The organism is Siccirubricoccus deserti (assembly GCF_014283215.1).
In the GTDB taxonomy this organism is placed as follows: Bacteria; Pseudomonadota; Alphaproteobacteria; order Acetobacterales; family Acetobacteraceae; genus Siccirubricoccus; species Siccirubricoccus deserti.
Genome location: NZ_JACOMF010000005.1, coordinates 77,393 through 104,075 on the forward strand (window position 1 = coordinate 77,393; position 26,683 = coordinate 104,075).

The following is a 26,683-nucleotide window of genomic DNA, read 5'->3' on the forward strand; positions in this document are numbered from 1 at the left end:
GGCAAATTCAGAATGAATGAGCAATAGTTCATTTCGTAGCGAAATTTTGCTTTACGCTGAAACACAAAACAGCGATCTTGCGACTCTAGGATCCAGGACTTCATGCGGGTCCTCGCCTTTCGGAGTCGCAAGCCCCTTTTCAGCCTCGGCGGCAGCAGGCTTGCTCCCGGACAGCAGCACCCGCCGGATGCGGCGGTACAATCGGCTGCCGCCCGTCCCGCCTTCCACCTCGGACGGCATGGGGAGGCCATCTGCACCGCGGTGATCGGCGTCGGCATGCTGGCCGTGCTGGGCACCATCCCGGGGCCGGCCGATCTGGTGGAGCCGCTGCTGTTCGCGCTGCTTGGCGCCGTCGCGGCGCTGCTGCTGGTCCGGCATCGGCGGCCACCCGCCGCCGCCCCAAACGCGACGGCGCCGGATCTCGCCCCGCTGTTCGACCGCGGCGTGGTGCTCGCCCGTACCCTTGAGGGCGAGATCACCTATTGGTCGGCCGGCTGCGAGCGGCTGTTCGGCATCCCTGCCGCCGCCGCCCTCGGTCAGCGGGCGCAGGAGTTGCTCGGCACTCGTTTCCCGCCGGGTGGCCTGCGCACCGCCCAGGCCGTGCTGCTGCGCGACGGCGAGTGGCACGGCGAATTGCGCCACCGTTGCCCAGCCAGCGACGCGCTGGTGGTCGCCGCCCATTGGGTGCTGCGGCGCGATCCGGACACCGGCGCCCCGCTCGGTGTCGTCGAGCTGCATGCCGATGCCACCGCGCTGACCGCGGCCGAGGCGGCGCTCAGGGCCGGCGAGGCGCGGCTGCTGCTGGCGCAGGAGCTGGCCGGAGTAGGCACCTGGGAATGGGATGTGGAGACCGATGCCTTCGCCTGGGTACCGGCGCAGCATGGTCTGCCAGACCTCGCCCCATCACCGGCCGGGCCGCGCAACGGCGAGCCCGGGTCGGTTGAGGCCTTCCTCGCCGTGGTGCACCCCGACGACCGCGAGGCGGTGCGCGCCGCCGCCCGGCAGGCGCTCGAGACCGGCGAGTATGAATGCGAGTTCCGCATCCTCCGCCCCACCCGCGACGGCACCCGGGCGCTGCGCTGGCTGATCGGCCGCGGCCGTCGGCTGCCCGGCCCGACCGGCCGGCATGGCGCCATCCTCGGCGTGCATGTCGACATCACCGCCCGCAAGGAAGCCGAGGAGCGCCAGACGCTGCTGATGCGGGAGGTCGACCACCGCGCCAAGAACGCCCTGGCGGTGGTGCACGCGGTGCTGCGGCTGACCCGGGCGGAAAGCCCGGAGGCCTTCGGCCGCGCCATCGGCGGCCGGGTCGCGGCACTCGCCCGGGCGCAGACGCTGCTGACCGAATCGCGCTGGATCGGCGCCGACCTCGCCGCGCTGGTCCAGGGCGAGCTGGCACCCTTCCTCGGCAATGCCGAGGCAACCCGGGTGACGCTCGACGGTCCGCCGGTCATCATCGCGCCGATGGCGGCCCAGCCGCTGTCGATGACGCTGCACGAGCTGGCGACCAATGCGGCGAAATACGGCGCGCTATCGGTGCCGGGCGGCAGTCTTGAGCTGGCCTGGACGTTCGACTGGCGGGCCGACCGGCTGCGGCTCCGCTGGCGCGAGCGCGGCGGGCCGGCGATCGCCGCGCCGCCGGACAGCCATGGCTTCGGCTCGCGGATGATCCGCGCCACCATCGAGGACCAGCTCGGCGGCAGCCTCGCCGCGCGCTGGGAGGCGAATGGGCTGGTCTGCGAGATCGCCGTGCCGATCAGCCGCAGCGTCGCCCGGGCGACGGAGGATGAGGCGCCGCCGGGCCGCCCGCCGGCGGTGGGGAGTGCATGACCATCATCCTGATTCTCGACGACAGTGCCACCAACCGCAGCATCTACACCCGGCTCGCCGGGCTGGTGGAGGAGGGGGTTGGGGTCGAGGCCTTTGCCGATCCGCTGGATGCGCTGGAATGGCTGGGCCACAACAGGGTCGACCTGGTGATCAGCGACTTCCGCATGCCGGGGATGGACGGCGCCGCCTTCACCCGCCAGCTGCGCGCGACCCCGGGCTGCGCCACCCTGCCGGTGCTGATCGTCACCGCGCATGACGACCGCGGCTACCGGGTGCGCGCACTGGACGCAGGGGCAACGGATTTCCTGCAGAGCCCGATCGACCACTTCGAATTCGTCGCCCGGGCGCGAAACCTGCTGGCGCTCGGCCGGCGCGTCGCCGCCAGGCTGCCGGAAGGCCTGGCGGGGATGCAGGACAGGCTGTTGCGCATCCTCGACAGCGTGCCGGCCATGATCAGCGCCACCGACCGCGATGGCCGCTTCGTCTACGCCAATGCCGCCTTTGCCCAGGGCTGCGGCGTTGATCCGGCGGCGATCCCCGGCGCCCCGGTGGCGCGGCTGCTCGGGCCCGGCCGGGCGGCGTGGAACCGCGCCGCCGACCTCTCCGTCTTCGCCTCCGGCCAGCCGCTGCAGAGCCAGCGCGAGGCGGTCGTCGAAGGCGCCGGCGGGCCGCGCGTCCTGCTCACCAGCAAGACCCCGCTGCGCGACGCCGAGGGCGCCGTCGCGGCGGTGCTGACCACCACCTTCGAGGTAGCGCCGGACAGCCTGGCCACGCCGGAGCCGGCGCCGGGCGTCCGATGAGGACGTCCGGCGACCGCGGCACCGGACGGTGCGCCGCGCTGCACGGCGACCTCGGCTCCGAACAGCAGATGAGCTTCAACCGGCTCGTCTTCGCCGTGATCCTCGTCGTCTACCTGCTGACCCTGGGCGCGCCGGTGGCGGGGCCGGCGCTCGGCTGGTTCGGCGCCTGGAGCCTGCTCGCCCTCGGCGTCTACCTGCATATCCGTCTGCGTCGGCGGCCGAGCACGCTGCGCCGCGGCTTCGCCCTGTTGCTCGACACCGGCTTCCTGTCGACCCTGATGCACATCGGCGACGTCTACGCGGCGCCATTCTTCCCGGTGTACCTGTGGATCGCGCTCGGCAACGGGTTCCGTTTCGGCCTGGGCTGGCTGATCGCCGGCATGGCCGCCTTCACGCTGGGCTTCGGCGCGGTGGTGCTGAGCACCCCTTATTGGCGCGACCAGCCGCACCTCTCGTTCGGGCTGCTGATCGGGCCGAGCATCTTCGCGGTCTACGCCGCGGTGCTGATCCGCAAGCTGTCCCAGGCCCGCTTGCAGGCCGAGCAGGCGAATGAGGCGAAGAGCCGCTTCCTTGCCGGCATCAGCCATGAGCTGCGCACGCCGCTCAACGCCATCATCGGCATGTCCGCGCTGTTGCGGGAGACGCCGCTGGACCGCGAGCAGCGCGACATGGCCCAGGTGGTGGACACCGCCGGGCGCACGCTGCTGTCGCAGATCAACGGCCTGCTCGATTTCTCCCGCATCGAGGCGGGGGCCATGGTGACCCGGCCGGAGCCCTTTGCCCTGGCGCCGCTGCTCCAGGATGTGCGCGGCCTGCTCTCCGCCCAGGCGCAGGAGAAAGGGCTGTCCCTGGCGCTGCATGTGACGCCACGGGTCCCGCCGGGCGTGGTCTGCGACCGCGCGCAGCTGCGCGACATCCTGCTGAACCTTGGCGGCAATGCTGTGAAGTTCACCGAGTCCGGCAGCGTCACCATCGCGGTCGACGCGACCTCGGCCGGCGCCGGCGACGTGCGGCTGCTGCGCTTCGAGGTGAGCGACACCGGTATCGGCATCCCGCCCGAGGCGCGCGAGCGTATCTTCGACCGCTTCACCCAGGCGGATGCGGAGATCGGCATCCGGTTCGGCGGTACCGGCCTCGGCCTTGCCATCTGCAAGGGGCTGGTCGGGCTTCTGGGTGGCGAGATCGGGGTCGAGAGCCAACTGGGCGAGGGCAGCACATTCTGGTTCACCGCCCGGGCGGCGGAGGCTGCGATGGACACCCCGATACCGGCCGGCAGCGGCGCCCTGCTGCTCGGCACCCATGCGGCGGCAGCGGAGCCGGCGGCGGTGCTGCAGGCCGAAAGCATGATCGTTGCCACTAAGCTGCTCGATGCCGCCGGCATGGCCAGGCTCTGGGGGGAGGCGTCGGCGCCGCCCGCGCTGCTGCTGCCCGGCGCCACGGTGCCGGTGGCCGCGGTAATGGCGACGGCGCTCGGCCGTGGCGGACGGGCGATCGCCCTCGGCGGCGCCGGCGCCGGCGACGGCGGGCTGCCGGCGCTGGCCGTGCGCCGCCGGGTGCTGAGCCTGCTGCCGGCCCACCCGGCGCCGGCGGCGCTGCGCCGGGCGGTGGCGCTGAGCCTGGCGCTGGGCGAGGCGCCGTCGGAGCCGGCCGAGGCCACGCCGGTGCTGCCGGGCCCGACGGCCTCCGGGCTGCGGGTGCTGGTGGCCGACGACAACCGGGTGAACCGCGCGGTGGTGGAGCGGATCCTCGCCCGCGAGGGCCACGCGGTGCGGCTGGTCGAGGATGGCGGGGCGGCGCTGGACGCGCTGGAGGCCGAGGCCTTCGACCTGGTGCTGAGACGTGAACATGCCCGGGCTGGACGGCATCACCGCGACCAGGCTGTACCGGGCCGCGGCCCTCGGCCGCCCGCATGTGCCGATCCTCGGTCTGACCGCGGATGCGACGCCGGCGGCGGTCGCCCGTTGCCGTGACGCGGGAATGGATGGCTGTCTGGTCAAGCCGGTGGAGCCGTCCCGGCTGGCGGCGGCGGTGCTGGCGCATGCCCGGCCGGCGCCGCCCCTGGCGGTGCCCCCCATCGTCTCGCATCCCTGCTCCCGCCAGGCCTCGGTGCCGGCGCTGGACCTGGAGGTGCGGGCCAATCTGACGGCGCTGGGCGGCGAAGACTTTGCCGCCGGGCTGCTGCAGGATTTCCTGGCCGATGCGGAGCAGACGACCCGGCTGCTGGCCGAGGCCGCCGGGGCAGGTGATGCTGCGGGCTTCCGCGCCGCCGCGCATGCGCTGCGCAGCAGCGCCGCGAACATCGGGGCGCGCGGGGTGTTCGAGATGTGCGCCGCCGCCGAGGCGATCGCTGCCCCCGAGGTTGCGACGCTGGGGGCGCGGCAGGTGGCGATGCTGACCGCGGAGCTGGACCGGGTGCGGCGGGCGGGAGACCAGGGGTAACGGGCGGCCCGCCGCGAGAGCGGATCGCGGAGCGGCGCGAACGGCCGGGGAAACGCCGGGCGGCGACGCGGCCGCGGGGAAGGCGGTGGTCCTGCGAGCCGACCAGCCCGGCCATCCGCCGCAGGTCCTGCTCGCTCAGGCACAGCGCCGCATCGGCCCAAAACTCGGCGATGTCGCGTAGCGGGATGGGGCTGAAGCAAGGAGCGGCCGGACGGGTTTTTCACTGTCCAGGCGACATGGGCCGGGACGGCCGCTCCGAGGCGACGTCGGCGAGGTCCCAGGGGATGGGGCGGCAGATGAATGTCATACGATCTTCTCTCCTGGCTCCAATCCGGACCCGCGGGAGACATGAGCTATTACAACCTTAGAATTGTATACGTTGTGCATAAATATTTATGAGATACATGTATTTGTGCACTAATCGATCGGCATGGCGATCTGCTCCCTCAGATCAGCCAGTCGCGGCATTGCCGGAACCATAGAAGCCGGCGCCAGACACCGAGTGACTGCCACTACAGTGGTAATTCCGGTTGGATTTTTTTGTAGTTTTGGTTTGATCCTTCACGGCAGGAATGAAGTCGCCGTTCGGATACCACGCCCGGTTCAACGCAGGGAGAAGCGGACCGGTACCAATAGTTCCACCAAGTCGCCGGGGAGTTCAGCGGGAGGCGCCGGCAGTGGCGAGGCACGGCGGACCATGACCCCTACCGCAGCGTCGAGATCGGCGTTGCCGGTGCTGCGCTCCAGCCGCCAGGCACTCACCGAGCCATCCCGCCGCATTGCCACCCGCAGCAGCGCGCTACCCTCGATCCGGTGCCAGCGGGCGGTGGTCGGATACTGCTTGTGGCGTTCAAGCGCCGCCAGCAGGGCACCGACATAGCTCGGCGGCGGGGCCACTCGGGTGGGGGCAGGCGCCGCGGCGACCGGGGCGGGGGGTGGTGCAGCGGCCGGGGCCGGGGTCGCGACTCGCGCCGGCTGCGGCCGGGGCGGCGTCGGTCGGGCTGGCCGCGGCGGCGCGACGGGCGGCGGTGGCGGCGGCAAGGGCAGCGCCGTTTCCTCCACCGCCGGCTCCGGCTCCGGCTCTGGCTGGACCTGTTCGAGCGGCGCCGGTTCGGGTGGAGGGGGTTCGGGCGGGATCGGCTCGGGCGGAATCTCCGCGACCTGCGGCGGCTCGGGCGGGGCGGTCGGCGGAGTCGGCTCCGGCGGGGCCGCGGCCGTCAACTCGGGGGGCGCCGGTTCGGCGATGGGCTCGGCTGCCGCGGCCGCCAGCAGGGGGGGCGCCGGCTCCTCGAGGGGCTCGGCCGCCGGGGCCGCGCTCTCCGGTGCCGGCTCGATTTCGAGGTCGGTGACGATCTCCGCTGCCGGCTCCTGGTTGCCCGGCCAGACCAGTGGCGCCAGCACCGCCGCATGCAGCAGCAGCGCGGCCAGCGCCGCGGCGGCGTGGCGGCTGCCCACCGCAGCCGGAACAGGTTTCGGCTCGGGTGGCGTCAGGGCCGGCGGGCGATGGTGGAAGGAGCCGTCCGGCATGTGGCTCAGTGCGCCGCCGCTGCTGCCGGCACGGCCTCGGCTTCGGCCACCAGGGAGACGCGGGTGACCCCCGCGGCGCGCACCCGGCCCAGCACCCGCAGCACCTCGCCATAGGGGACGGTGCGGTCGCCGCACACGTGCACCGCCGCATCCTCGGCCTCACCGGTGCGCAGCGCGGTGATGCGGGCGCCGAGCTCGGCCTCCGGCACCAGCTCCTGCGCAATGTAGATCTGGCCGCCCGGCGCCACGGTCACCACCAGGGGCGGGGTGTTCGCCGCGATGCGTGCCGCCGCGGTGCGCGGCAGCTGCACCGGCACGCCGACCAGCATCATCGGCGCAGTCACCATGAAGACGATCAGCAGCACCAGCATCACATCGACCAGCGGCGTGACGTTGATGTCGGCCATCGGGCTGGACTCGTCCTCCGACGAACCACCGGCCTGGTGCATCGCCATCGCGGCTACTCCGCTGCCTGCTGGTGCTGCGGTGGCGGGGCCGCCCGGCTCAGCCGCAGAGCGAGGTCGGAGGCGGCGGCCAGCGCCTCATGCCGCAGCGTTGCCATCGCCGCGGTCAGGCGGTTGTAGCCAATCACCGCGGGAATGGCGGCGAACAGCCCGATGGCGGTGGCGAACAGCGCCTCGGCAATGCCCGGGGCAACCACGGCGAGGCTGGTGTCATTGCTCGCGGCGATGCCGTTGAAGCTGTTCATGATGCCCCAGACGGTGCCGAGCAGCCCGACGAAGGGCGCGACCGAGCCGGTGGTGGCGAGCAGCAGCATGCCTGCCTCGGCCCGGCGCAACGCGCCGGCAACCGGCTTGCGCGTCGCTGCCTCCAGCCGGCTGCGGTACTCGCCATCGGTCTCCTTCGCGCCCTGGCCACGGCGCCATTCCGGCAGCCCGCCGCGCAGCGCCGCGGTGGCGAGGTCTTCCCGCCCGGACAGGGTCTCCGGCAGTTCGCCGGTGGCGGCGGCGAGGCCCCTGGCCTCCCGCCGCAGCCGGCGCAGCGTGCCGAGCTTCTCGATGATCACCGTCCAGCAGGCGAGGGAGGCGAGCAGCAGCAGCAGCATCACCGCCTTCACCACCAGATCGGCGGCAAGGAACAACTCCCAGGGGGAGGGCAGGGCAGCCGGCGGAATATGTGTCGGATCCATCGCCGGGTCAGGCCAGGGTGGGGACGGAGAAGGGAAGGGTTGGGTGGAGGCAGTGCATACCGCAGCTTATTCGCAAATGCGAGTTGATTGCAAATCAGCGGGCTGATCACAGGCGGGTGTGGTCTGGAGCGGCTTCCGTCCGCCTTGGCTCACGTAAACCGCTTCAGCCGTTTCGTTCGGGCGAGCAAATTGCTCCGGTCAGGCGCTTCCACTGACCGGGTTTGCTCTGGCGCCCGGCCTCGGGTCGCAGCCGGGCGTTGCCGGCGCGTGCCAGGAGATGGAGGGCCGGCGCGGCCGGCTATCGTCGCGTCGCGCAGCCGTTGCGGATGTGCATCCGCTCCGTCGCGCTCAGCGTCCCGCCCTGCTGGAAGCGGAACACCGCGTCGCGGCAGGCCCGGTCGATGGCCTCCTGCCGCCGGACTGGCCGTGGGGTGGGGCGGGGCGGCGGCGGTGGTGGCGTGGGCAGTGCCGCTTCAAGGGTCGGCTCGTCAGGCGGCGGCGCGGATTCGAGCACGGGTATGGCCGGACCGGCCGGTGCCGGCGATGGCTCCGGCGCCGTCTCCGCCGCCAAAACCCGCGGCGGGGGCGGGGCTTCGGCCGGCATCGGCTTGGGAGCGGGTGCCACGGCGATAGGCGGAACTTCCGGCGGCGGCGCGGCTGGGGTGGCGATGGTGGGCTGGACCGCTGGCGGCGGGTCGATCGGAGTGGTGACCAAGGACTGCGCCACCTGCGGCGGGACGGCCAGGGCCGCGAGGATGGGTTGGGCGGCCTGCGGCAGCTCCGGCTGAGTCGTGGCAAAAGGCCGGCCATCGGATGGCGGACCGGCCGTCGCCTCGGCCGGCGGCGTCCGCGTCGCCGGCACGGCCGCGACCTCCGGGCCGGCCTGGGTTGCAGCCTCCGACGTGCGGACCGGCGCCGGCGACTCATCGCCGAGCAGCAGCGCCCCGGCCCCCAACCCCAGGATGAAGGTCAAGGCAAAGCCGGCCGTGGCCGCCAGCCGCGGGCTGCGCCAGGCGTGGCGCGGCGCAGCCGTCTCATGTTCGATCATCAGCGGCGCGAGCGCGGGCCGCAGCGGCCGGCCGGGCACCTGCCAGGCGGCATCCTCGGCCAGCGCGGCGGCGGCGGCGGCGACCCAGGCGGATTTGCCCGGCACGGTCAGCGGCGACATGTCGGCGAAGGCGTCGCGCACCAGGCCGTCCAGTTCGCGCAGGGCGCCGCCTTCCACCCTGCCGTGCCAGACCGGCAGGTTGCCCGGGAACTCCTCCCAGAACCGCACCGCGTTCAGCGCCCGGCGCAGCCGCGACTCGGCATTCGGCGTCGCGTCCGGCGCCACGTCGATCAAGGCGATCCCGAAGGCCGGGTGAGCCAGGGCGTGGCAGCCGGTGGCATGGACCGCCGGCCCTGCGGTGCCGTACCGGCAGCGGCCGAGCACGCGCCAGCCGGGAGGCATGGCCGCGAGGAGCAGGCGCTCCGCCGCCGCGGCCTCAAGTCCGAAGACGGGCGCGGCCATGACCGACGGATTCCATTCCTGCTCCACGGCCTCCTCCCCTACTTCCGTCGTTCCTCATAACGGATCAGTGGAGGGGCTGGCCGATTGCAATCCCGTGATCAGGCGTCGATCCGGCAATAATGTCACGGTAAATTCGCTTGATACGAAAGTATTAAAACTGCGAATCAATCATGGGAATGGATGGTTCCGGCCTGATACTCAGGTGCCGGGCTCCTGGATTCCAGGGAAGATCGGACCATAAGCGCGGCGCAGCTCGGCGATTTGATCCGCCGGCGGCTGCGCATAGGCGCCGCGGCGGCTGGTGAAGCGACCGCCCATCAGCCAGTTGAGCTTCACCGCCGTCTCTCCTGCCTTGAGCAGGGCGACGGCGGCGTTCAGCACCGGCGTGCCGCGGCCGGCGTCATGCACCCCGGCCTCGGCCACCAGCACCATGGCGACGCCGGCGGCGGGGATCACCACTTCCGCCCCCCGCGCCACGCAGGCGGCGGCGGCCTCCTGGAACTGGCCGAGGATGCGGTCGCGCACAGGCCCTTCCGCGAAGGCGGTGTCGAGGTCGACCAGCCGGTCCACTGTCATCCGCTCCACCGCCACGACGCGGGAGGTGAGGCCGGCAAGGGCGACATTCTCCATCACCCTTCCATGGTGCTTGTCGTTGGCGACGACCAGGCCGATGGAGGCGCCCATCTGGCAGGCGGTCAGCAGCGCCGTCTCGCACAGGCCGAGCACCGGAATGTTCAGCATCTCCCGTGCCTGCCGCAGGCCCGGATCGGCGATGTTGCCAAGCAGCACGGCATCGAATCCCTCCGCCTCGGCGCGGGTGGCATTCTCCAGCACCTCGATGGTCTCGATGAACTCCAGGCTGCGGTACTGGTCGCCGATGCCGCCGCGCCTGGTGATGCCGTGCACGGCGAATTCGGTGCCGGGATCGGCGGCGGTCGAGAGCAGCCGGCGCAGCGCGGCGGAATAGGCCGGCCAGGCATCCGGCCGGGTCATGGATTGGTACCAGAGGCGCATGGGGTGACGTGCCGTTTCCGCAATGTGTCGAGGGGCAGGATCCACAGCGCTGCACGGAAGACAATAGCCGGCAGGTAGCGCTACAGATCCGCCCGCCAGATCCACAGCCCGACCAGCGCGCTGACCGCCGCACCGGCGAGCAGCGGCAGTACGCCTTCCGCCTGCAACTCCCGGGCGATGGCAACCCAAAGCACGAAGACCCCGATCGCCACCGCAATGCCGCCGACCAATGAGGCGCGGGACTGCTTGATCTGGCCGCCGTCGAGCGGCGTCAGCGCGGCCATGGCGGCTATTCCGCCGCCATGGCCCGCGGCCGGCCGGCGCGCGGGTCGTCCAGCGTGTGCCTCACCCGCTTCAGGTCGCCGCGCTGGTGGCGGTTGTCATAGCCGTTGAACAGATGGCCGAGCAGCCCGCGCCGCAGGTCGCTGGTGCCGAACAGCCAATCGGCGATCGGGTAGGTGAGGTTGAAGTTCCGCTCCATCATGATCGCCGTGTTGTGGTGCGCGGCATGGTGACGGCGGATGGTGTTGATGAAGGGCAGGTGGCGGACGATCCGGTCGTCCTTCACATGGCAGCAGAAGTGGAAGAATTCGTAGTTGAGGTAGAGCGCGGTATTGGTGATCAGCAGCAGCCAGCCGGCATCCGCCAGCCCGGCGCGGTTGAGCAGGAAGGCCGGCACCAGCGACATCGCCAGAAAGGCGATGAGCGCATAGGGCGGGAAGAAGACGATGCGGAAGTCGCGCGCATTGTCGATGGTGTACTCGTTCTCGGTGAAGAACTGGTGGTGCGCCAGGGTGTGCCGCTTGTAAATCCCCATCATGCCGCGCCGTGGGCGGTGCATGACGTATTTGTGGATCCACCATTCGAAGATATTGGCGCCGAGGAGGGCCGCCGGCACCACCAGCCATTCGTACCAGGCCGGCGCGACGACCTGCCGGGCGCAGTACCAGATGGCGGCGCCGCCGATGGCGTAGATCAGCGCGACATGCACCCAGCCATGGTAGAGCCGGCCGATCCTGGCGCGGAAATCGGCGCGAAAGGCCTGCTGCCGGCGCGACAGGCGGTCGCGTTTCATCGCCTCGCTGCTGCCCGGCGTTCCGTCCATCGCCTCGCTCCGCTCCCGTGCCGCTGACATATCAGCGGTGTGCGGAGGCGGTCAAGCAAGGGCGTCAGGGCTCCGGGCCGACGGTCGCCCGGGTGAAGGCCTCGATGTAGTCGAGCAGCGCGTCGGAGGCCGCCGCGGCCTTCTCCGGCGCGCCCTCGGCAACGGCCAGCGCCAGCGCCGCATGCGCCACGGCGGAGCGCGGCAGGTCGGCGTTGCGCTGCCAGTGGATGAACCAGAACCGGCGCGACAGCCCGTGCATCAGCGCCATCGCCGCGCCGGCGAATTCATTGTGCGCCGCCTCCAGCATCAGCAGGTTCAGCGCCCGGTCGAGGCGGAGGAAGGCGGTGCCGTCATTGCTCGCCGCCGCCTGCTCCATGCGCTCGGCGATGCTGCGGAAGCGGCGGCGCTGCGCCGGATCCGCGCGGCGCGCGGCGGCGCGGGCGGTCAGCCGCTCGATCTCCCGCCGCACCTCCAACAGGCGCAACTGCTCCCGTACGTCGACGCTGGCGACGACGATGCCGCGGCGGGGCAGGATGCGCACCAGCCGTTCGCGGGCCAGGCGCTGCAGTGCCTCCCGCACCGGCGTGCGGCCGAAGCCGAAGCGGGCCGAGAGCTGCGTCTCGCTCACCGCCTCCCCAGGGGCGAGGTCGAGCGTGACGATCGCTTCCTCGATGGCGCGATAGGCCTGTTCGGTCATGGTCTCGTCGGCCGCCGCGCGAAGGCGCGGCCGGCTGCGACGGGAGGAGGGGAGGGTATCGGGCATTGTTGCAGCTTTTGCTGGAAGCGCGCGTGCAGCGCAACCACGGTTGACAAGTGGTCGGGGATCAACCCACACTGTCGGCATCAGATATATCACCGGGATATGGATTGTACGCCCGTGGATATGTCGAGCCCTGCGGAAAGCCGGGTTTAGGGAGGATGAGGTTCAGGGACGGGTCGCGTACCGGGTGCTGTGTTCCGCGCCTGTCGGAGCCACCCCGGTACGTGGCCCTTCACCGGTCCAGGGCAGCGTCGATATCCGCGCTGGTCAGTACCCAGGCGTTGTCCAGCTCCGCCACCACATCACGCATGAAGCCTTCGGTCAGCGCCAGGGCGCGCGCCGGGTCGCCGAGGTGGTCGCAGAGCAGCGCCAGGGCGAGTTGCCGCGGTCCGTCGCCTTCGTAGGTCCATTCGAAGCCCATCGGCGAGAAGCGCCGTACCTCGAACTGCGGATCAAGCGGCGCGCCATCCACCGTCACCTCGGCGCCGGCCAGGCCGCGCCCGCCTTCATAGATCTTCATGCGAACATCACCACGGAGCGGATCGCCTCGCCACGCTTCAGCGCCGCGAAGCCTTCGTTGATGTCATCGAGCCGAATGCGACGGGTGATCAGGCTGTCGAGGTCCAGCCGGCCTGCGAGATACGCCTCCGCCATCGCCGGGAAATCCTCCGCCGGACGGGCGCCGCCGTAGCTGCTGCGGGTGATGCGCTTCTCCTGCATCAGCGCGCCCCAGCGGAAACCCATCTCGTCGTTCACCCCGAGCTTGCCGAGCCAGACCACTTGGCCGCCGGGTCGCGCCGCCTCGACGCTGGCGCGGAAGGCAGCGGCGACCCCGGCCGCCTCGATCACCACATCGGCGCCGCGGCCGGCGGTCAGCGATTTCGCCAGCGCCGCCGGATCCTCGGTGGCGGGATCGCAGAGGCTGGTGGCGCCGGCCCGTTCGGCGATCGCCCGGCGGGCGGGGTTGGGGTCGGCGGCGATGATGCGCCCGGCACCGGCCAGCCGCGCCCCCTGGATGGCGGCGAGCCCGACCGCGCCGGCGCCGATCACCAGGACGGTCATGCCCCATTCGATCCGCGCGACATGCGTCGCCGCGCCGAAGCCGGTCATCACCGCGCAGCCGAGCAGGCAGGCGCGGTCCGGCGGCAGCGTGGCCGGGACAGGGACCGCCTGCTGCGCCGGCACCACCACGTATTCGGCGAAGCCGCCGAGGTACATCAGCTGGTGCAGCGGGCCGCCGTCGTCGCAGGCGAGCCGCGGGCGCCCGTCGAAATGCCCGGCCTTCGGGCCGTTCGCCAGGTAGCTGTCGCAAAGGATCGGCTGGGCGCGGCGGCACTGGAAGCAATGGCCGCAGTGCGGGTTCCAGGACAGCACCACCGGATCACCAAGGCCGAGGCCGGTGACGCCCTCGCCCAGCGCCGCGATGGTCCCGGCGGTCTCATGCCCCAGCACCGCCGGCAGGAGCAGGCCGAGCTGGCCCTCGATCACCTCCAGGTCGGTATGGCAGAGCGAGGCGGCGGTTACCCGCACCAGCACGTCGCCGGGCGCCAGCGGCCCGAGGCTGATGCGCTCGATCGCCATCGGCGTGCCGATACGCCGCAGCACCGCCGCGCGCCCCGCGAATCGCTGCCCATCCCCCGCCATCGGCGCCTCCCGGTGTTGGGGGAGGCTACCGCGGCAGCGGTTGATATGTCATCCGCACTTTACCAGCCCGTCGACCGCCAGGCACCCCCAGGGGCCGGCGATCAGCGGGTTCACCTCGGCTTCCTGCAGCCGCTCGCCGGCCTCGGCGGCCAGCACCGAGAAGGCGGAGACGGCCTTCGCCACCGCCGCGACATCGGCCTTGGGCGAACCGCGGAACCCGTCCAGCAGCGGGAAGCCCTGCAGGCTGCGGAGCATCGCCTCGGCCCGCTCCGGCGTCACCGGCGCCAGGTCGAGCGCCACGTCGCGCCACAGCTCCGCCTGCACCCCACCAGTGCCGACCAGCACCATGGCGCCGAACTGCGGGTCGCGCCGGGCGCCGAGGATCAGCTCCACCCCCTTCTGCGCCATCCGCTGCACCAGCACGCCATCCAGCCGCGCTGTCGGCGCATGCGCCTTCGCGCTGGACATGATGGCGCCGAAGGCGCCCCGCACCGCATCGGCATCGGCAAGGTGAAGGCGCACCCCGCCGACCTCCGTCTTATGCGCGATATCCGGGCTGTCGAGCTTCAGCACCACCGGGAAGCCCAGCGCCGTCGCCTGTTCGGCGGCGGCGTCCGCCGTGGCGGCACGGCGTTCCTCCACCACCGGCACGCCGACCTTGGCGAAGAGCGCCTTGGCTTCCGCCTCGGTCAGCACCGCGCCCTTGCCCGGCAACGCGGCAATCGCCTCCTCCAGCCCGGGCGGCGGGGTGGGAGGCGCTTCCTCCTGCCGGTCGTGATAGGCCTGCCAGAGCTTGATGCCCTTCATCAGCCGCCGCATGGAGCGGAACAGCGGCACCACCGGCGAGGCATCCGCCGCCGCCGCCCCCGGCCCTTCGAGCTGCTCCGGGATCCAGGCGACGATGATCGGCTTGCCGGCCCTCTCTGTCAGATTGGCGATCTCCTGGATGCGCCCGGTCGTCGTCTGGTGGTGCGAGTAGACCTGCGGATAGACGATGACGCCGTATTGCGGGTCCGCCGCCATGGCGAGGACACATTTGCCGAAGCTGGTCGGGTCGCTCGCCGCCTGGGCCGTCAGGTCGCAAGGGTTGCGCGGTGCGCCGAAATCCGGGATCGCCGCCTCCAGCACCGCCTTCGCATCCGCCGAGGGCTGCGGCATGGGCAGGTCCAGCGCCTCCGCATGATCCGCCGCCATGATGCCGGCGCCGCCCGAGGCGGTGACGATCGCGACACCCTTCGCCTTCGGCTTGCCCACCTTTGCGAAGAGCCCGGCGGTCTCCAGCAGCGCGTCGAAATCCTCCACCTCCACCATGCCTGCACGCTTGAAGGCGGCGGACCAGGCGGCGGCGCTGCCGGCGAGCGAGCCGGTGTGGGAGACGGCGGCCGCCGCCCCCGCCTCGCCGCGGCCGAGCTTCAGCACGACGATCGGCTTGCCGGCCTTCCGCGCCGCCTCGCCGAGCAGGGCGATGCGGCGGCCGTCGCGCAAGCCTTCCACCGCCAGCGCCACGGCGCGGCATTCCGGCATGGAAAGCTGATAGGCCGCCAGGTCGCAGACATCGAGGTCGGTGGCATTGCCTGCTGTCGTCATGTGGCAGACCGCGAATCCGCGCTCCGCCGCCTGCATCAGCGCATAGCCGAGGGCGCCGGACTGGCTGGTGATGGCGACGCCGCCGGCCGGCGCGGTGAGGCGCGCATATTCCGGCATGAAGGTGACACCGGCCTTCAGCACATGGTCGACGATGCCGAGGCAATTGACGCCCACCAGCGGCAGCCCGGCCGCGCGGCAGCGGTCGCGCAGCGCCTCCTCCTCGGCGATGCGCTCGGCGAGGCCGGTTTCGCCATAGCCCGAGGCGAAGGCGATGATGCCTCCAGCTCCCTTCTCAATGCAGGCTTCCACCGCCGGCATGATGCCCTGGCGGGGCAGGGCGAGCAGGGCGCAATCCGGCGCCTCGGGCAGTTCGGCGATGCTGCCGTAGCAGGGGAAGCCGTGCAGCTCCTGGCCGGCATATTTCGGGTTCACCGCCCAGACCGGGCCGGCGAAGCCGCGCATGTTGCCGATGCTGCGGGCGCCGAAGCCGATCGGGTCGGCCGAGACACCGACGATGGCGACGCTGCGGGGCGATAGCAGCCGGCGCAGCGTGGCCGGATCGCGCAATGGTTCGGGCCCATTGATGGAACGCTGCTGCTGCAACCCCGCCTCCCTTTGCCCACCCCGATTCACGGGTGCTTCGATTGAACCGGCAGCCTAGCCGCGGGGCCGGGGTGGTCAACCTATGTGGCGCCCGGAGCGGATCGCGGAGCGGCGTGAACGCCCCGGAGCGTGAATCCGCTCTACAAAGAACAAGCTACCGCGGGCTGGCGTTCGGATATGAACGCCAGCCCGCGGTAGCCGGCGCCTGGGCGGAGGAAAGACGGCGATGGCACTCTGGAACGAGGATTTCGTCACGGCATGGCAGACGGCGACGGTGGCCGATGCGGTGCTGCGCCGCCAGGCCCGCCATGCGGGGCTGCGGTTCGCCTTCGCCAGCGAGGCCTGCCGCGCCGAATTCGCCTTCGGCCCGGCGCCGGACCGGCCGGTGTTCACCCTGCACGCGCCGGCCGCGGCCTGGGCGAAGGCGTTGCAACCGGTGCCGCCGCGGCACCACCACAGCATCTTTGCGATGCGCATGCGGGTGCCCGGCTTTGCCATCATGGGCGAGGAGCTGGCTTTCGCCCAGCACGCGCATTTGGCGCGGCGGGTGCTGGAGGTCGGCCGCTGGGTGCTGGAAGGGCGCGCGCCGCCGGTGCCCGAGATCCCCCGCCCGCCGCTGGCTGAGCCGGAGCCGGCCGAGATCCGTGGCCGCTATGTCGGCGTGCCGCCCTGGCGCATCCAGATTGAGCAGGCCGGGCCGGAAGACGGCCTCGACCTGCTCTGCCTGCACACCGCCGGCGCCGACGGCCGGCAATTCCACCGGCTGATGGCCGACCGCCGGCTGACCCAACACTGGCGGCTGACCGCCTTCGACCTGCCCTGGCATGGCAAGTCGCCGCCGCCGTCCGGGGAGGCGCCGGGGGCCTGGTTCCTCGACACCGAGCGCTACGTCCGGATCATCATGGGGGTGATCGCTGCGGCGGGGCTGCGCCGGCCCGTGGTGCTCGGCGCCTCCATGTCCGGGGAGATCTGCCTGGAGCTGGCGCTGCGCCATCCGGAAAGCTTCCGCGGCATCGTCGCCTGCGAGGCCAGTGCGCATATCGAGGGTCGCAAGGTGGCCTGGGCCGACCACCCGCAGGTCAACCAGGCGGTCTTCGTGCCGGAATGGATCGAGGGGCTGATGGCGCCGCAATCCCCGGCGCCCTGTGCCGCCGATGTGTGGTGGCACTACAGCCAGGGCGGCCATGCCACCTTCGCCCGCGACATCGACTTCTACTCGGGCGAATGGGATGCGCGGGACCGCGTACACCGCATCGACACCGCGCGCTGCCCGCTATGGATGCTGACCGGCGAGTACGACTACTCCTGCACCGCCGAGCATTCCGCGGCGACCGCGGCGCTGATCCCCGGCGCCCGCTTCACGATGATGCCGGGCATCGGCCATTTCCCTTTTGCCGAGAACCCGCCGCTGTTCGCCGGGCATCTGGTGCCGATCCTCGACGAACTCAGGCGGGGGTAGCGCCGCCGCTCAGGCCGCTGCCGGCATGCGGGCGGCGTTGCGCGCGGCGAGGATCGGCCGCACCCAGCGCGCGAAGCGCGTCGCCTCCTCGTCATGCAGGTAGCCGGAGAGGCAGAAGCTGTGGCAGCCGACATCGATGAAGCGCTGCAGCGCCGCGGCGCATTGCGAAGGGTCGCCAACCACGGCGATGCCGGCACCCTGGCGCGCCCGGGTCAGCCCGGTCCAGAGCGCGGGGGCGATCCAGTCGCCATGGTCGCGCGCCAGCGCCTGGACCCGCTGGTTGGCGACCGAGTTGGCGACATTGGCGCGCAGCGCGGCGGTGCGCTCTGGGCTGACGTCGCGGACCAGTTCCTTCGCCGCCGCCAGCGCCTCGGCCTCTGTCTCCCGGCAGATGATCTGCAGCCGCATGCCGAAGCCGAGTGCCTCCGCCCTGCCATGGCGCGCCGCGATGGCGCGGATCTCGGCGATCTGCGCGGCGATGCCCTCCGGCGTGTCGCCCCAGAAGAGATGCACATCGGCATGCGCCGCCGAGATCTCCCAGGCCTCGCGCGAGCCGCCGCCGAGGTAGAAGCGCGGATGCGGGGCCTGGAAGGGCGGCGGCAGGATGCGGGCGCCGCGCAGGGTGTGGAAGGCGCCGGCATGGTCGATCGGCCCGCTGGCGGTCCATAGCGCCTTCAGGATGCCGACTTCCTCGGCCATCAGCGCGTAGCGGTCCTCCTTGCCGTAGCGGATGCCGTCGGCGGTGGTCTCCGCCTCGCTCTGGCCGGCGATGAGGTTGACCGCGATGCGGCCGCCGGTGAGCTGGTCGAAGGTGGTGACCATCTTCGCCAGCATCACCGGGTTGATGTAGCCCGGCCGGGCGGCGACCAGCATGCGGATGCGCTGCGACCGCCCGGCCATGAAGGCGGTGGTGACCCAGGCTTCCCAGCAGGGCACCGCGACCGGCACCAGCATGTATTCGAATCCCGCCGCCTCGGCCGCCGCCACCACCCGGTCGAACATCGGGGTGCCGGGCGGCACCGTGTCATGGCCAGCGGCGTAGCTGGTGGTGTCGCCGTTGGTGGGCAGGTACCAGCCGAATTCGAGTGGGCGCATTGCCATCCCCGCTTGCTGTCGGGGGCATTCTGACCGCAGCGCGGAAAAGCGGCCAGTGCCGCGTTGCGGCGGCGGCTCAGCCCGGCTGGATCTTCGCCATGCGGATCCACTCCCGCTGCCGCTCGATGTCGCGGCGAGGCGGGCCTCTACCCCAGCCCCCACTCCGGCCGCGGCAGCTCCAGATAGGCCTCGCGCAGCGCATTCGACCAGCCGTCATGGATGGAGCGGAAATACGGGTCATCCTCGGTGATGCGCCGGCGCACCGTCACCTCCAGGGTGTCGGCGCGGCAGACCAGCAGGTCGATCGGCAGGCCGACCGTCAGGTTGGACCGCAGGGTGCTGTCCATGCTGATCAGCACCAGCTTCACCCCATCCACCAGCGGCGTGCCGAAGCTGACCACGCGGTCGAGGATCGGCTTGCCGTATTTATGCTCGCCGATCTGCAGGAAGGGGGTGTCGGTGGTCGCCTCGATGAAATTGCCGGCGGCATAGACCAGGAACAGCCGCGGCGGCTCGCCGGCGATCTGGCCGCCGAGCAGCAGCGAGCAGTCGAAGCCGATGCCCTGCTGCGACAAGGTCGGCCCATCCTGCTGGTAGACCTCCCGCACCGCCTGGCCGACGAGCTGCGCCGCGCGGAACATGCTGGGCACGGTGCGGAGGGTGAGCTTTTCGCCGCCCAGGCAGACCCCTTCCTGCAGCAGGTTCCACACCGCCTGGGTGATCGCCAGGTTGCCGGCCGAGAGCATGACCAGCACCCGCTCGCCGGGCACCTCCTCGGTCTGCATCTTGCTGAAGACGGAGATGTTGTCGACGCCGGCATTGGTGCGGGTGTCGGATAGGAATACCAGCCCTTCCTGCAGATAGAGGCCGACGCAATAGGTCATGCCGAGGACTCCGGAATGCATGACGAGCCGCACTGCCAGGCAGAGTAGCAGGGTGCCGCGGAAAGGCGAGTTGGCCGCCGCCCGTCACCTCCGGGCGCTTCCGCCGTCATGGCCGGGCCTGACCCGGCCATCCGCCTCCGTACCGACCGGATGGCCGGGTCAGGCCAGACCGTACAGGGAAAGGGCGCGCGCGCCTTCAGCCCTGGATGTAGAAGGCCTCGATCTCGCCGCCGAGCTCGGCGGCGCGGCTGATCATGGTGGTGAGGAAGGCGTGCAGCCCTTCCTCGAAGATCGCGTCGATGCGGCCGTAGCGCAGCCGCGCATGCAGCCCGCCGGCCAGGCGGTGGCATTCGCCGCGGCGGCCGCCCTGGCCGACCGCGATCGCCTCCAGCGTCTCCGCCACCCCGGCGAAGCAGGCCAGCAGGCTGCGCGGCAGCTCCGGTCGCAGGATCAGCAACTCGGCGATGCGCCGCGGCTGCAGCCGTTCGCGGAACACCCATTGGTAGGAGCGGAGCGCGGAGACCGAGCGCAGCACCGCCTGCCATTGCACGTAATCCACCGCGCCCTCGGTCTCGGCGGTCAGCAGCTTGTGCCGCGCGTCCAGCAGCCGGGCGGTGTTGTCGGCTCGCTCCAGCATCGTGCCGAGGTGGACGAAGCGCCAGGCCTCGTCGCGCAACATGGTCTCGTAGGCGGCGCCGTTGAACAGCGTCACCCGCTCCCGCACCCAGCCGAGCAGGTCGGGCAGGTTGCCGCCCTCGGTGGCGTCGGGGAGCAGGGTGCGCAGATGGTTCCAGCCGTCGTTCAGCGCTTCCCACATGTCGACCGTCAGCGCGGTGCGCACCGCCCGGGCGTTGCGCCGCGCCGCCTCGAAGCAGGGCAGGATGCCGGAAGCATTGTCCGGGTCGAAGACCAGCCAATGCACCACCGCCTCGGCGGTCGGCTCCGGGTATTTGCGGTAGAAGTCGGTCTCGCCGCCCAAGGCGGTGAGCAGCGAATGCCACTCCTCCACCTCATCGCCGAGGCGCGCCGAGACGGCGGCCATGCGGGAGGCAACGGCCAGGCCGCGGGCGACGTTGCCGGCGCGTTCGGTGTAGCGCGCCAGCCAGAACAGGCTGTCGGCGGTGCGGCTCAGCATCAGCCGGCCACCCACCGGCTCTGGGATTGCCCCTGGCTCGGGGCCTCGGTCGGCGCCTCATCCTCCAGGATCCAGGTGTCCTTGGTGCCACCGCCCTGGGAGGAGTTCACCACCAGTGAGCCCTCCCGCAGCGCGACCCGGGTCAGCCCGCCAGGGATGATGCGGATCTCGCGGCCGGAGAGGATGAAGGGGCGCAGGTCGACATGGCGCGGCGCGATGCCCTGTTCCACCATCGTCGGGCAGGTGGAGAGCGCGAGGGTGGGCTGGGCGATGTAGTCGCCGGGTTTCGCCAGGATGCGGGCGTGGAATTCCTGGCGCTGCGCCAGCGTCGCATGCGGGCCGATCAGCATGCCGTAGCCGCCGGAGCCCTTGGCCAGCTTCACCACCAGCGTGTCGAGGTGGGACAGCACGTATTTGCGGTCCTCCTCGCGCTCGCAAAGGAAGGTGGGCACGTTCGCCAGCAGCGGCGCCTCGCCCAGGTAGAAGCGGATCATCTCCGGCACATAGGGGTAGATCGCCTTGTCGTCGGCGATGCCGGCGCCCGGCGCATTGGCCAGCGCGACATTGCCGGCGCGATAGGCCGCCATCAGCCCCGGCACGCCGACCAGGCTGTCCGGCCGGAACGCCTGCGGGTCCAGGTATTCGTCGTCGATCCGGCGGTAGATCACATCCACCCGGCGCGGCCCGGCGGTGGTGCGCATGTAGACCACCAGATCCTGCACGAAGAGGTCGGCGCCCTCCACCACCTCGACGCCCATCTCGTCGGCCAGGAAGCAGTGCTCGTAATAGGCGCTGTTGTAGGGACCGGGGGTCAGCAGCACGACGCAGGGGGCGCCGCCGGCGCGGGCGGGGGCGACCGCCTTCAACGTCTCCAGCAGCTCCTCCGGGTAGCGCCCGACCGGCGCCACCTTGTGCCGGGCGCAGAGCCGCGGGAACAGCCGCAGCATCGCCTCCCGGTTCTCCAGCATGTAGGAGACGCCGGAGGGCGTGCGGCAATTATCCTCGAGCACGTAGAACTCATCCGGCGCGGTGCGCACCATGTCGATGCCGGCGACATGGGTATAGACCCCGCCCGGCGGGGCGATGCCGGCCATCTCCTGGCGGTAGCCCTCGTTCTCCAGCACCAGCGCGGTCGGCACCTTGCCGGCCCGCAGGATCTCCTGCTTGCCGTAGACATCGGCTAGGAAGGCGTTCAGCGCCCGCACCCGCTGGCGGAGGCCGGCGGAAAGCCGTTCCCATTCGCTGCGGGCGATGATCCGCGGAATGATGTCGAAGGGGATCAGCCGTTCGGGGTCGCCGCCCTCGCCGTACACGGCGAAGGTGATGCCGATGCGGCGGAACAGCAGCTCCGCCACATGGCGCTTGCGGTCGAGTTCCTCGCGCAGGGTGGCGCGCAGCCAGCGCTCGATCTCGGCATAGGCGGGGCGGACGCCATCCTTGGTGTGCATCTCGTCATAAGCGGCAGTTCTGGCCTGTGACACGGGCGCCCCTGTTTCCATGCTCCAGCCCTGCCAACGCAGCACGGAGCATGGCGGCGTCGCAAGCCGAACCGGCCATGGAAATGGCGGCTTCCGGCAGGTTTGCCCAAGGCTTGGACAGGCCCGCCCCGGGGCGCGCCACTCCGGCAGGCAGCCACGGTTTGGGCCATGACGGTCGTCCGCCTATGCTGGCCAGGGGACAGCGGAGAGGCGCGGATGTCGAGTGGCGTGACCGGGGCGGCGGCGGTGGCCGAGGCGATGCAGGCGGCGGGAGTCGCCCGGCTGTTCGGAGTGCCCGGCGGCGGTTCCTCCCTCGACCTGATCGAGGCGGCGGCGGCCCGCGGCATCCCCTTCGTCCTGGCCCGACAGGAGAGTGCCGCGGTCATCATGGCGGCGACCGAGGCCGAGCTGTCCGGCCGCCCCGGCGCGGTGCTGGTGACGCGCGGGCCTGGTGTCGGCAATGCCGCGAACGGCATGGCCCAGGCGCGCCTCGACCGGGCGCCGGTGCTGCTGCTGGCGGATGGCTTCACCGGCGCGGAGCGGGCCTTCGCCAACCATCAATTCTTCGACCATGCCGCCATGCTGCGGCCGGTGACCAAGGCGGCGGCCCAGGCGGTGGAGCCGGGCGGCGCCCCGGGCGCCATCGCCGCCACCCTGCTGGACACCGCGCTCGCCGCGCCACGTGGCCCGGTGCTGCTGGAGCTTTCGGCCGCGGTCGCCCGCGGTCCGGCGGCACCGCTGCCGGCCAATGCCCTGGCCGGCCCCGCCGCGCTGCCGGCCGGCCCCGCCCTCGCCGCCGCAAGGCGCCTGCTGGCCGAGGCGCGCCACCCGGTGCTGGTCGCCGGGCTGGAGGCGACCGACCCCGCTGCCTGCGCCGCGCTCCGCGCCCTGGTGGAGGCGCTCGGCTGCCCCGCCCTGGTCACCTACAAGGCCAAGGGGGTGATCCCCGACTCCCACCCGCTCTTCGGCGGCGTCTTCACCGGTGGCGAGGCGGAGGCGCCGCTGCTGCGGGAGGCCGATCTGGTGCTGCTCGCCGGCGCCGATCCGGTGGAGTTCATCCCGCAGCCCTGGCGCTACGCCGCGCCGCTGATCGACCTCGGCACCGCGCCGCGGCCGCTGCACTACCGCGCCCCGGCGGCCGGGCTCTATGGCGCGCTGGGCCCGGCGCTGGCGGCGCTGGCCGAGGGCATGCAGCGCAGCGCCTGGACGGCGGCGGAGGTCGCCGCGCACCGCGCCGCTTGGCTCTCCTGCCTCGCCAACCCACCGGGCGGCAACCGTGGCCTGTCGCCGCAGGCGGTGGTGGAACTGGCGCAGGCCGCCTGCCGCCGCGCCAGTGCCGATCCGCGCGTTTCGGTCGACGCCGGGGCGCATATGTTCCCCTGCACCAGCTTCTGGCAGGCGGAGCGGCCGGGCGACCTGCTGATCTCGAACGGCCTCGCCACCATGGGCTTCGCCCTGCCGGCCGGCATCGCCGCGGCGCTGCACGACCCGGCGCGCGGCGCGCTGGCCTTCACCGGCGATGGCGGGCTGCTGATGGCGCTCGGCGAGCTGGCGACGGCGGCGGTGCTCGGGGTGAAGCTGGTGGTGGTGGTGTTCAACGACAGCACCCTCTCGCTCATCGACATCAAGAAGGGCGGGCGCGAGCTGCCGGGCGGCGCGCTCGGCTGGCCGATGGCGGATTTCGCGGGGGTGATGCGCTCGCTCGGCGGCCTCGGACTGCAGGCGCGGGACGAGGCGGAGTATCGTGCGGCGCTGGAGCAGGCACTGGCCGCGCCCGGGCCGGTGGTGGTGGATGTGCTGGTGGACCCCGGCAGCTACCCGGCGCAGATCAAGGCGCTCAGGGGCTGAGCATGGACCCGCACGCGATCACCAGCCTGGACGGCCTCATGCGGCACTACGAGGCGCCGCATGAGCGCTTCATCCGCAAGGTCACCGACCGGCTGGAGGAGCGTGCGCGTGATTTCATCGCCGCCTCGCCCTTCTGCATCCTGGCGACCAGCGGCCGGCACGGCCCGCATGCCACGCCGCGCGGCGACGCGCCCGGCTTCGTCCGGCCGCTCGACGACCGGACCCTGGCGCTGCCCGACCGCCGCGGCAACAACCGGCTGGACGGGCTGCGCGACATCCTGGAGCAGCCGGAGGTGGCGCTACTCTTCCTCATCCCCGGCGTCGGCGAGACGCTGCGGGTCCATGGCACCGCCCGCATCACCACCGACCCGGCGCTGCGCACCCGCTGCGCCGCCCAGGGCAAGGCGCCGGCGACGGTGGTGCTGGTCGCGGTGCGCGAGGTCTATGCGCATTGCGCCAAGGCGATCATCCGCTCGAAGCTCTGGGGCGAGCGGCGGCGGCCGGAAGGCGTGCCGACCAATGGCGAGCTGATCGCCGCCCATACCGCCGGCGCCACCATCGACCCGGTGCAATACGAGGCCGAGTACCAGCAACGGCTGATCACCCAGCTATATTGACCGGGGCGTCTTCCGGCACCGGCACGTCGAAGCCGTTCAAGGTCATCGACACCAGCGCGTAGAGGCCGACCAGATAGATCAGCTCCGCCGCGCCATGCGGGCCGAAGCGCTGCACCGCGATGCGCCAGGTCAGCTCCGGCGGGCGCTGGCCGGCGACAATGGTGGTGAAGCCCTTGAAATTGGGGGCGATGCCCTGGCACCTATTCTCATAGGCCGGGCGCTGCTCGGGCTCAGGCTGGAGGGGTCTATCAGGGGCAGGCGCATGCTGTGCTTCGTTCCACGATCCGGGCGCAACGCCGCGCCGCGGCGATTGCTGTGTTGCGAAGCGTCCCGCCGCCGCCGCCGGGATGGCGAACCTCGCGCCGCTGTCGCGTTGGTGGCAGCATCGCGCCCCTCGCGATCCGCTCTAGCCGGAGCCATGCCATGTGCAGCGACACCACCACGGCCTTCTCGGCCGGAACCCGCACCGAGACCGACAGCCTCGGCAGCATCGACATCCCCGCCGACCGCTACTGGGGGCCGCAGACCGAACGTGCCCGCCGCCTGTTCCGTATCGGCATCGAGCGCTTCCCGCCCGGGATGATCCGTGCCGTCGGCCTGCACAAATGGGCCTGCGCCGAGGCCAACCAGCGGTTGGGCGAACTGCCCGCGGAACTCGCCGGCGCCATCCGCGATGCCGCGGAGGAGATCATCGAGGGCCGGCGCGACGCCGATTTCCCGCTGCCGATCTGGCAGACCGGCTCCGGCACCCAGACCAACATGAACGCCAACGAGGTGATCTCGAACCGCGCCAACGAGATGCTCGGCCAGACGCTCGGCACGCGGAAGCCGGTGCATCCGAACGACCACGTCAACCGCGGCCAGTCCTCCAATGATAATTTCCCGACCATGATGCACATCGCCGCGGTCGAGGCGGTGGAGGGCAGGCTGCTGCCCGCGCTCGGCCGGCTGCATGCGGCGCTGTGGCGACGGTCGGAGGAATGGGCGGAGATCATCAAGCTCGGCCGCACCCACATGATGGATGCGGTGCCGATGACCCTGGGCCAGGAGACGGCGGCCTGGGCGCGCCAGGTGGAGCTGGGCCAGGAACGCCTGCGTGGAGTGCTGCCGCGGCTGCTGAGCCTGCCGCAGGGCGGCACCGCGGTCGGCACCGGGCTCAACCGCCACCGCGACTTCGATGCGGTGTTCTGCACCATCCTGACCGAGCGCACCGGCCTCGCCTTTTCCCCCAACCCGAACAAGTTCGAGGGCATGGGCGCGCATGACGCCTTCGTCGAGCTGCAGGGGGCGATGAACACCATCGCCGTCTCGCTGAACAAGGTGGCGAACGACATCCGCCTGCTCGGCAGCGGCCCGCGTTCCGGCCTGGGCGAGCTGGTGGTCCCGGCCGACGGCCTCTCCTCCTCCATCATGCCGGGCAAGACCAACCCGACGCAGTCCGAGGCGCTGACCATGGTCTGCGCCCAGGTGATGGGGAACACCACCACGGTGACCGTCGCCGGCGCCCAGGGCCACCTGGAGCTGAACGTCTTCAAGCCGGTGATCATCCAGGCGGTACTGCAATCCGCGACCCTGCTGGCCGATGCCGCCGAGAGCTTCGCCGAGCACATGGTGCTGAAGCTGGAGCCGAACCGCGAGCGCATCGCCGAGAACCTCGCCCGCTCGCTGATGCTGGTAACGGCGCTCAACCCGCGGATCGGCTACGACAAGGCGGTGGCCATCGGCAAGAAGGCGCTGGCGGAGAACCTGACCCTGAAGGAGGCGGCGCAGCGGCTCGGCCATGTCGCGCCGGAGGATTTCGACCGCTGGGTGCGGCCGGAGGATATGGTCACCCCGGGCGCCACCCTGGATGGGGGCGGATGAGCGGCGCCGATCGCCACCTGCGCAAGCGCAGCTTCCAGCTCGCCGGGCACCGCACCTCGGTGGCGCTGGAGCCGGAATTCTGGGCGGTGCTGGATGGCGTCGCGCGGCAGCGGGGCAGCAGCCTGGCGGCGGTGGTGACGCAGGTGGACACGGTCCGGGCGACGCCGCTGGCAAGTGCGCTCAGGGTATTCGCGCTGCGGGAGTGCGAGAGGGGCGCTGTTCCCCTCGCGCTCCCCCTGCCAGGGGCCACGCGGCCCCTGGACCCGGCCTGAGGGAATTCCCACGCAGCCGCTGCGCGGTTTTGTGGACCCCGACGGTCGCTCCCGATCGGGGTT

At 71.7% G+C, this 26,683-nt stretch carries 25 protein-coding genes; 9 read left to right on the top strand and 16 right to left on the bottom strand.

From position 1 onward, the window contains the following. Positions 1 to 102: 102 nt before the first annotated feature. From H7965_RS06375 to H7965_RS06395, 4 genes are read left to right on the top strand one after another with little or no spacing between them, the layout of a single operon-like run. Positions 103 to 1,830, top strand: a complete 1,728-nt coding sequence (locus H7965_RS06375) for an HWE histidine kinase domain-containing protein (RefSeq protein ID WP_186769722.1) — start codon at positions 103 to 105, stop codon at positions 1,828 to 1,830. Beyond that, positions 1,827 to 2,630 (top strand): response regulator, encoded by an 804-nt coding sequence (locus H7965_RS06380; RefSeq protein WP_186769723.1) that lies wholly within the window; start codon positions 1,827 to 1,829, stop codon positions 2,628 to 2,630. The genes H7965_RS06375 and H7965_RS06380 overlap by 4 nt, the downstream gene beginning before the upstream one ends. Next, complete coding sequence (locus H7965_RS30755) at positions 2,627 to 4,600, top strand: ATP-binding protein (protein ID WP_229682492.1); 1,974 nt, start codon at positions 2,627 to 2,629, stop codon at positions 4,598 to 4,600. The genes H7965_RS06380 and H7965_RS30755 overlap by 4 nt, the downstream gene beginning before the upstream one ends. Further along, positions 4,509 to 5,069, top strand: a complete 561-nt coding sequence (locus H7965_RS06395; protein ID WP_390624553.1) for an Hpt domain-containing protein — start codon at positions 4,509 to 4,511, stop codon at positions 5,067 to 5,069. The genes H7965_RS30755 and H7965_RS06395 overlap by 92 nt, the downstream gene beginning before the upstream one ends. Positions 5,070 to 5,672: 603 nt before the next feature. Here H7965_RS06395 and H7965_RS06400 read toward each other — a convergent pair. The 11 genes from H7965_RS06400 to H7965_RS06450 all read right to left on the bottom strand — a co-directional run bounded on the left by H7965_RS06400 (position 5,673) and on the right by H7965_RS06450 (position 15,969). Continuing rightward, positions 5,673 to 6,596, bottom strand: a complete 924-nt coding sequence (locus H7965_RS06400) for an energy transducer TonB (protein ID WP_186769725.1) — start codon at positions 6,594 to 6,596, stop codon at positions 5,673 to 5,675. A 5-nt stretch (positions 6,597 to 6,601) separates the two neighbouring features. After that, entirely contained in the window at positions 6,602 to 7,051 is a 450-nt protein-coding gene (locus H7965_RS06405) for an ExbD/TolR family protein (protein WP_186769726.1), read from the bottom strand. 5 nt (positions 7,052 to 7,056) lie between these two features. Then, a complete protein-coding gene (locus H7965_RS06410) occupies positions 7,057 to 7,746 on the bottom strand; it encodes a MotA/TolQ/ExbB proton channel family protein (RefSeq protein WP_186769727.1) in 690 nt (229 codons plus the stop codon). A 298-nt stretch (positions 7,747 to 8,044) separates the two neighbouring features. Beyond that, positions 8,045 to 9,256, bottom strand: a complete 1,212-nt coding sequence (locus H7965_RS06415; RefSeq protein WP_186769728.1) for a hypothetical protein — start codon at positions 9,254 to 9,256, stop codon at positions 8,045 to 8,047. 198 nt (positions 9,257 to 9,454) lie between these two features. Beyond that, positions 9,455 to 10,270, bottom strand: coding sequence for an aspartate/glutamate racemase family protein (locus H7965_RS06420; RefSeq protein WP_186769729.1), 816 nt, complete (start codon positions 10,268 to 10,270; stop codon positions 9,455 to 9,457). An 80-nt stretch (positions 10,271 to 10,350) separates the two neighbouring features. Next, positions 10,351 to 10,554, bottom strand: coding sequence for a hypothetical protein (locus tag H7965_RS06425; RefSeq protein ID WP_186769730.1), 204 nt, complete (start codon positions 10,552 to 10,554; stop codon positions 10,351 to 10,353). Positions 10,555 to 10,559: 5 nt separating this feature from the next. Continuing rightward, positions 10,560 to 11,375 (bottom strand): sterol desaturase family protein, encoded by an 816-nt coding sequence (locus H7965_RS06430; protein ID WP_222440488.1) that lies wholly within the window; start codon positions 11,373 to 11,375, stop codon positions 10,560 to 10,562. 64 nt (positions 11,376 to 11,439) lie between these two features. Next, positions 11,440 to 12,138 (bottom strand): GntR family transcriptional regulator, encoded by a 699-nt coding sequence (locus tag H7965_RS06435; protein WP_186769731.1) that lies wholly within the window; start codon positions 12,136 to 12,138, stop codon positions 11,440 to 11,442. A gap of 229 nt (positions 12,139 to 12,367) precedes the next feature. Next, positions 12,368 to 12,655 carry a DUF6166 domain-containing protein gene (locus tag H7965_RS06440; RefSeq protein WP_186769732.1) on the bottom strand — a complete coding sequence of 96 codons (288 nt, stop codon included), beginning with the start codon at positions 12,653 to 12,655 and terminating at the stop codon, positions 12,368 to 12,370. Continuing rightward, positions 12,652 to 13,779: a Zn-dependent alcohol dehydrogenase gene (locus tag H7965_RS31670; RefSeq protein ID WP_186769733.1), complete on the bottom strand. Its 1,128-nt coding sequence runs from the start codon at positions 13,777 to 13,779 to the stop codon at positions 12,652 to 12,654. The genes H7965_RS06440 and H7965_RS31670 overlap by 4 nt, the downstream gene beginning before the upstream one ends. A gap of 48 nt (positions 13,780 to 13,827) precedes the next feature. Continuing rightward, positions 13,828 to 15,969, bottom strand: coding sequence for an acetate--CoA ligase family protein (locus H7965_RS06450; RefSeq protein ID WP_186769734.1), 2,142 nt, complete (start codon positions 15,967 to 15,969; stop codon positions 13,828 to 13,830). A 226-nt stretch (positions 15,970 to 16,195) separates the two neighbouring features. Between H7965_RS06450 and H7965_RS06455 the strand changes: the two genes are divergently transcribed. Beyond that, positions 16,196 to 17,428, top strand: a complete 1,233-nt coding sequence (locus H7965_RS06455) for an alpha/beta fold hydrolase (protein WP_222440489.1) — start codon at positions 16,196 to 16,198, stop codon at positions 17,426 to 17,428. Between the two features lie 9 nt (positions 17,429 to 17,437). On the opposite strand, the gene H7965_RS06460 is transcribed toward H7965_RS06455, so the two are convergent. From H7965_RS06460 to H7965_RS06475, 4 genes are all read right to left on the bottom strand, one after another. Next, positions 17,438 to 18,529, bottom strand: coding sequence for an LLM class flavin-dependent oxidoreductase (locus tag H7965_RS06460; protein WP_222440490.1), 1,092 nt, complete (start codon positions 18,527 to 18,529; stop codon positions 17,438 to 17,440). 140 nt (positions 18,530 to 18,669) lie between these two features. Continuing rightward, positions 18,670 to 19,428: a peptidase gene (locus tag H7965_RS06465; RefSeq protein ID WP_456308121.1), complete on the bottom strand. Its 759-nt coding sequence runs from the start codon at positions 19,426 to 19,428 to the stop codon at positions 18,670 to 18,672. Positions 19,429 to 19,603: 175 nt separating this feature from the next. Further along, positions 19,604 to 20,542 (bottom strand): alpha-E domain-containing protein, encoded by a 939-nt coding sequence (locus tag H7965_RS06470; RefSeq protein ID WP_186769735.1) that lies wholly within the window; start codon positions 20,540 to 20,542, stop codon positions 19,604 to 19,606. Next, complete coding sequence (locus H7965_RS06475) at positions 20,542 to 22,023, bottom strand: circularly permuted type 2 ATP-grasp protein (protein ID WP_456308122.1); 1,482 nt, start codon at positions 22,021 to 22,023, stop codon at positions 20,542 to 20,544. Before H7965_RS06475 ends, H7965_RS06470 begins: the two co-directional genes overlap by 1 nt. A gap of 213 nt (positions 22,024 to 22,236) precedes the next feature. Between H7965_RS06475 and H7965_RS06480 the strand changes: the two genes are divergently transcribed. Both H7965_RS06480 and H7965_RS06485 read left to right on the top strand, forming a co-directional pair. Continuing rightward, positions 22,237 to 23,868, top strand: coding sequence for a thiamine pyrophosphate-binding protein (locus H7965_RS06480; RefSeq protein WP_186769736.1), 1,632 nt, complete (start codon positions 22,237 to 22,239; stop codon positions 23,866 to 23,868). Between the two features lie 2 nt (positions 23,869 to 23,870). Beyond that, on the top strand, positions 23,871 to 24,485 hold the full coding sequence (locus H7965_RS06485) for an MSMEG_1061 family FMN-dependent PPOX-type flavoprotein (RefSeq protein WP_186769737.1): 615 nt from the start codon (positions 23,871 to 23,873) through the stop codon (positions 24,483 to 24,485). Here the strand turns inward: H7965_RS06485 and H7965_RS30770 are convergent. Next, positions 24,469 to 24,600 (bottom strand): hypothetical protein, encoded by a 132-nt coding sequence (locus H7965_RS30770; protein ID WP_261394093.1) that lies wholly within the window; start codon positions 24,598 to 24,600, stop codon positions 24,469 to 24,471. The two genes, H7965_RS06485 and H7965_RS30770, sit on opposite strands and share 17 nt — an antisense overlap. 308 nt (positions 24,601 to 24,908) lie before the next feature. Here H7965_RS30770 and H7965_RS06490 point away from each other — a divergent pair, with 308 nt between their 5' ends. Further along, positions 24,909 to 26,348 (top strand): class II fumarate hydratase, encoded by a 1,440-nt coding sequence (locus H7965_RS06490; protein ID WP_186769738.1) that lies wholly within the window; start codon positions 24,909 to 24,911, stop codon positions 26,346 to 26,348. Next, entirely contained in the window at positions 26,345 to 26,620 is a 276-nt protein-coding gene (locus tag H7965_RS06495; protein WP_186769739.1) for a ribbon-helix-helix domain-containing protein, read from the top strand. The genes H7965_RS06490 and H7965_RS06495 overlap by 4 nt, the downstream gene beginning before the upstream one ends. The last annotated feature ends 63 nt before the right edge of the window (positions 26,621 to 26,683 follow it).